This is a genomic window from Rhizobacter sp. P1_G5 (assembly GCF_056405435.1).
The window spans coordinates 1-5,757 of record NZ_JBFUCB010000392.1; the positions used below are offsets into that span (position 1 = coordinate 1).

5 protein-coding genes are annotated in these 5,757 nt (G+C 71.9%); 2 read left to right on the forward strand and 3 right to left on the reverse strand.

The window, feature by feature from the left end; genetic code table 11:
* Nucleotides 1-2,165 (reverse strand): ATP-dependent DNA helicase (locus AC1D12_RS22680; RefSeq protein ID WP_477843013.1); only part of this gene is annotated, 2,165 nt, incomplete at its 3' end.
* A gap of 4 nt (nucleotides 2,166-2,169) precedes the next feature.
* The gene (locus tag AC1D12_RS22685; protein WP_477843015.1) at nucleotides 2,170-2,673 is read right to left on the reverse strand and encodes a BON domain-containing protein; all 504 of its coding nucleotides are present in this window, start codon (nucleotides 2,671-2,673) and stop codon (nucleotides 2,170-2,172) included.
* A 78-nt stretch (nucleotides 2,674-2,751) separates the two neighbouring features.
* Between AC1D12_RS22685 and AC1D12_RS22690 the strand changes: the two genes are divergently transcribed.
* Together AC1D12_RS22690 and AC1D12_RS22695 are read left to right on the forward strand one after the other, a co-directional pair.
* Nucleotides 2,752-3,615, forward strand: a complete 864-nt coding sequence (locus AC1D12_RS22690) for an AraC family transcriptional regulator (RefSeq protein ID WP_477829207.1) — start codon at nucleotides 2,752-2,754, stop codon at nucleotides 3,613-3,615.
* Nucleotides 3,616-3,657: 42 nt separating this feature from the next.
* Nucleotides 3,658-4,569: an SDR family oxidoreductase gene (locus tag AC1D12_RS22695; protein WP_477843017.1), complete on the forward strand. Its 912-nt coding sequence runs from the start codon at nucleotides 3,658-3,660 to the stop codon at nucleotides 4,567-4,569.
* Between the two features lies 1 nt (nucleotide 4,570).
* On the opposite strand, the gene AC1D12_RS22700 is transcribed toward AC1D12_RS22695, so the two are convergent.
* Nucleotides 4,571-5,757, reverse strand: a 1,187-nt coding sequence (locus AC1D12_RS22700; RefSeq protein ID WP_477843019.1) for a peptide MFS transporter, incomplete at its 5' end; no start/stop codon positions are given.

Sequence of the window (5,757 nt, forward strand, 5' to 3'; positions counted from 1 at the left end):
ACCTTCTGCAGGCCCGGGTAGAGGTAGGCGTAGTCGTAGCCGGCGCCGAAGCGCCTGTCCATCCGCTCGCGCACGCACTCGTTGACCGGATTGACCTGCGGCAGCCCGAGCGTCGCGACGAAGGCACCGATCAGGCGCCGGCCCGGCAGGTCGATGCCCTCGGCGAACGCCCCGCCCAGCACCGCGAAGCCGACCCCCTGCCCGTGCTCGGTGAAGCGCGCGAGGAACTGCTGGCGCGAGGCCTCGTCCATCGCGCGCGACTGCGCCCACTGCGGCACGCCCGGGTGCGTCGCCTGCAACAACGCCACCACCTGCTGCAGGTAGTCGAAGCTGCTGAAGAACGCCATGTAGTTGCCCGGCGACTTCTCGTACTGCCGCGCGATCAGCTCGACGATGGGGGCGAGCGAGTCCGCCCGCTGCTGCCAGCGCGTCGAGATGTGGCGCGCGATGCGCACCGACAGCTGCCGCGCCTCGAACGGCGACTCCACGTCGATCCACACGGTGTGCTTCGGCAGGCCCAGCGTGTCTTCATGGAAGCCCTGCGGCGTCAGCGTCGCCGAGAACAGCGTCGTCGTGTGCGCCGCCTCGAAGCGCCCGCGCAGGTGCGGCGCCGGGATCAGGTTGCGCAGGCACAGCGTCGAGCGAACCCGCGTGCCGTGGCGCTCGGCGATCGTCACGTCGACCTGCGAGTTCTCGTCCAGCAGCTCCAGCACCCGCGTCACGTGCAGCGCGTCGAAGTAGAAGCGCAGCAGCGGCGCATCGTTCGGCGACTGGCCGTCGGCGAAGTGCTCGCCGAGCGCCGCGATCGCGTTCTGCAGCGCATCGCGCCACGCCGCCGGCGGCTTCTCGTGCACCTCGAAATCGGCGGCCTGCGCCTTGTTGAGCGCATTCCACGCGCGGTGCAGGCGATCGAGCGCCGGCTTCACCGCGGGCGGCGCCTTGCTGCGCAGCGCGGCCACGTCGGCCTGCTGCAGTTCGGCCGAATACATCTTGCGGCCGCGTTCGAGCAGGTTGTGCGCCTCGTCGACCAGCACGCCGACGCGCCAGTCGTTCGCGAGCGTCAGGCCGTGCAGCATCGCGCCGAGGTCGAACCAGTAGTTGTAGTCGCCGACCACCACGTCGCTCCAGCGCACCAACTCCTGGCTCAGGTAGTAGGGGCACACCTGATGGGCCAGCGCCACCTCGCGCACGCGGGCCTGGTCGAGCGGGCTTCCGCTTGTGCCGACACCGCCGGCAAGCGCCGCGCTGCGCGCCGCCGGCAGCCGGTCGTAGAAGCCGCGCGCCAGCGGGCACGACTCGCCATGGCAGGCCTTGTCGGGGTGCTCGCAGGCCTTGTCGCGCGCGACCAGCTCCACCACGCGCAGCGGCGGTGCATCGGTGCCCCCGGTGATCAGCCGCAGCGCCTCCAGTGCGAGGCCGCGGCCCGGCGTCTTGGCCGCGAGGAAGAACAGCTTGTCGAGGCGCTGCGTCGGGCAGGCCTTCAACAGCGGGAACAGCGTGCCCACCGTCTTGCCGATGCCGGTGGGCGCCTGCGCGAGCAGGCAGCGGCCGGCCGTTGCCGCGCGGTACACCGCCTCGGCCAGCGGGCGCTGGCCGGCGCGGAACTCCGCATGCGGGAATCGCAGGCCCTGCAGCGCGGCATCGCGGGCGCCGCGGTGCGCAAGCTCCTGCGCCGCCCAGGCCAGGAAGCGCTCGCACTGCTGCTCGAAGAACTGCTGCAGCTCGGCCGCGCTGCAGGTCTCGCTGAACGCCGTTTCCTGCTGCGAAGCGACGTCGTAGTAGACGAGCGCGACGCGCAGCTTCGGCAGCTCGAACTTCTGGCACAGCAAGGCGCCGTAGATCTTGGCCTGCGCCCAGTGCAGGTGGCGGTGGTTGGCCGGCTGGCGCGCGAGGTCGCCGCGGTGCGTCTTGATCTCTTCGAGCAGGCCCTTGTCGGGGTCGTAGCCGTCGGCCCGGCCGCGCACCCGCAGCGCGCCGTGCGTACCGCTCAGGCTGACCTCCGCCTGGTAGCGCCCGCCGCGGCGCGAGGCCACCATCGCATGCCCGGCCATGCCCTCCTGCGCGGAAGGGCCGGGCGTGAAGCGCAGGTCGAGGTCGCCCTGCTTGGCCGTGAACTCGCACAGCTCGCGCACGGCGATGGTGTAGGTGGGGGTGTCGACGCTCATGGGCTCAGCGCGAGAGTGTCGCAGGCCGCGTCTTGTAAGGGGGCCGCGCCGTCGGATCGGTGCGCAGGATCGCCGTCGCCTGCTGCACGTGCGGCAGGTCGCGGATGAAGCTTTCGATGCGGCCGGCCTGCGCCTCGTCGCGCGCACAGCCTTCGACGTAGACCACGCGGCCCTGCACCGTGACCCACAGCGTGGTGTCGGGGAACGGGTTGCGCGCCTGCACCGCCTGCTGGATCGCCGACGCGATGTCCGCGTCGTAGGCATAGGCGTTCGGCCGGTCGCACTCCTTCGCGAGCCAGCAGGTCGTGCCCTTCTCGAGCCGGCGGTGCGCCTGCACGCGGCGGTCGGCCTCGTCGGTGAACGGGCCGGCGGGCAACGGGCAGTCGGGCAGCGCGGCGGTGATCGGGAAGAACGGATCGTTGAACCAGTTCTGCAGCGCGTCGGATGGCTGCGCTGCGCTGCCGGTCGCGAGCAGGAGGGCGGCTACGCCGATCGAGATGCGGTGCATCCCGTGATCCTAGAGCCTGTTGACACGGCGGGTTGCCCGTATGCTGCACTTTTGCGCAACCCGCGATGGAGGCGTCCGGTGGCCCAGCGCCTGTTCGTTCGACTCGACGAGGACCCCGTCCAGGGCCCGGAATCCGGCACGCCCGCGGACAGCCTGCGAACGCTGCCGCTGCCCGCCGCGTTGCAGCCCTTCGTCGCGCAGATGCTGCTGTACCGCGAGCGCTTCGCGCCGGGCCACGAGATCGTCGAACGCGTGATCCCCGATGGCGCGGTGCGCCTGGTCGTTCACTGGGGCGACGCGCCGGCGGCCGGGCCGCAGCGCAGCCTGCTCGCGATCGGGCCCTCGACCACGCCGGCCGTGCTGCGCCTGTCGGGCCGCATGGCCGGGCTCGCGATCACGCTGCGCCACGGCGCGGCGGCCGCGCTGCTCGGCGTGCCGGTCGGCGAGATCGCCGGGCTTGCGTTGCCGCTGCAGGCGCTGTGGCCGCGCGACGACGCACAGGCCCTCAGCGCCCTCGCCGACCTGGAAGACGACGCCAGCCGCGTGCGGCTCGTGCAGCAGGCGCTGTTGCACCGGCTGCGCCATCGGGCGGCAGGGGATCCGCGGCCGGCCGTGCACGCGCTGCGGCTGCTGACGCAGTCCGGTGGCCGGCTGCCGGTGCCTGCACTCGCCGCGCAGGTGGGCCTGGGCGAGCGTCGCTTGCAACAGGTGTTCGACACGCAGTTCGGGCTCTCGCCGCGCCGCTGGAGCCGGCTCTCTCGCCTGCACCGCTGCCTGCGCGATCTGCGCGTTCATCCGCAGCGCAGCTGGGCCGAGGTCGCGCTCGATGGCGGCTTCTTCGACCAGTCGCACCTGGCCAACGAGTTCCGCGCGCTGTGCGGCTGCACGCCGGCCGAATACCGGCGGCTCGCGGTTTCGGAATCTTCCAAGACCGCCGGCTGACAACTGCGCACCATGGCGCCGATCGAACCCAGGAGCCAGACGATGACGAACGACGACAACCCGCGCCCGCTGCAGGGCCGCGTGGCGGTGGTGACGGGCGCCAGCCGCGGCGCGGGGCGCGGCTGCGCGGTCGAGCTGGGCGCTGCCGGCGCCACGGTCTACGTGACCGGGCGCAGCACGCGCGCCCAGCCCGCGCAAAGCTACGGCCAGCTGCTCGGCCTGTCGGAGCTCGCCACCCTGCCCGGCAGCATCGACGACACCGCCGACGAGGTGACGCGCGCCGGTGGCCGCGGCATCGCGGTGCGCTGCGACCACACGCAGGACGACGAAGTGGCCGCGCTGTTCGCCCGCGTGCAGCGCGAGCAGGGCCGCATCGACCTGCTCGTCAACAACGCCTGGGGTGGCCACGAAACCTTCGACGGCGTGTTCAACGCGCCGTTCTGGGAGCACCCGCTCGCGCACTGGGATTCGATGATCGACCGCGGCGTGCGCAACCACCTGCTGGCCAGCCGCCGCGCCGCGCCGCTGATGGTGCGGCAAGGCCACGGGCTGATCGTCACGACCACCTTCTGGGACCGCGGCCACTACCTGCGCGGCAACCTGTTCTACGACCTCGCGAAGGCCGGCATGACGCGGCTGGCCTTCGGCATCGCCGAGGAATTGCGGCCGCACGGCGTGGCCTCGGTCGCGGTGTCGCCGGGCTGGATGCGCACCGAGTTCGTGCTGGCCGGCCACCACACCGACGAGGCGCACTGGCATGAGCGCCCTGCCCTCGCACGCACCGAATCACCGCGCTACCTGGGCCGCGCCGTCGCGGCGCTGGCGGCCGACGCGCAGGTGATGCGCCGCAGCGGCCAGGTGCTGCGCGTGGGTGACCTGGCGCAGGACTACGGCTTCACCGACATCGACGGCCGACGCGTGCCCGCCTTCGAGATGGATGAAGCGTCGCCGTGACTCAGTGAGCCGGCACCGCGTCGCCTGAGGCCGCCGCGGCGCCATTGTCGACCGCGGTCGGCGCCAGCAGCTTGCCGAACACCAGCTTCACCGCCAGCAGCGCCACGCCGGCACCGCCGACGAGCACCGCATGCAGGCCCCAGAACTGCTGCCCCGGCATCGTCTCGAGGAAGCCGGCCAGCCAGCCGACGAAGGTGTTGGCGAGGAACAGGTGCAGGTAGTAGGTGCCCATCATCAGCCCCTCGAGCTTGTGCGGTGCGGTGCGCGAGTACAGCGCCAGGCCCACCGGCATCACGTTGGCGAAGCCGATGTCGTTGAGCACCGCGTAGCCGATCGCCCAGCCGAAGCCGACCTTCTCGCTCGAGTGGTCGACGATGCCGGAGGCGATCACCAGCAGTGCCGGCGCGGAGGCGGCGATCAGCGAGCCGAGCGCCATCTTCGTGACCTCGTCGGGCTCGCGGCGGCGCGTGGCCCACCAGCGCCAGAACGCGATCGAACCGATCATCGCCGCGGTGCTCGCGGCCGCGTCGATCGCCTGCAGCCAGCTCACCGGCACCTGCCAGCCGAACAGCACCAGGTCCATGTACTTCTGCGACCACAGCGGGAACGCGTTGTTGTACTGCTGGTTGCCGACGACCGTCATCATCAGCACCGGGATCAGCGCGACCAGCAGCACCAGGCGGCCCTTCTCGGTGCCGGTCATCGGTGTGCGCGGCACGGCGGCGGCCTTGTCGGTACGGCGCACGCGCAGCGGCTCGGGCGGCAGGTGGCGCCGGCCCGCGAGGTACACGAACAGGCCGATCACCATGCCGACACCGGCGGCGCCGAAGCCCCAGTGCCAGGCCACCTTCTCGCCGAGCGTGCCGCAGACGATCGGCGCGACGATCACCGCGATCTGCACCGCCAGCATGAAGATCTGGAACGCGCTCGCGCGCCGCTTGTCGCCGGGCGCGTAGAGGTCACCGACCTGCGCCGCGATGTTGCCCTTGAAGCAGCCGACGCCGATCAGCAGGCACAGCAGCGCGAAGAAGAAGCTGGCCTCGAAGGCCATCAGGAAGTGGCCGGTGGCCATCAGCACCGCGCCGATCACGACCGTCTTGGTGCGGCCGAGCACGCGGTCGGCGAGCAGGCCGCCGAACAGYGGCGTCAGGTAGACGAAGCCCGCGTAGAGCCCGAACACGGCGGACG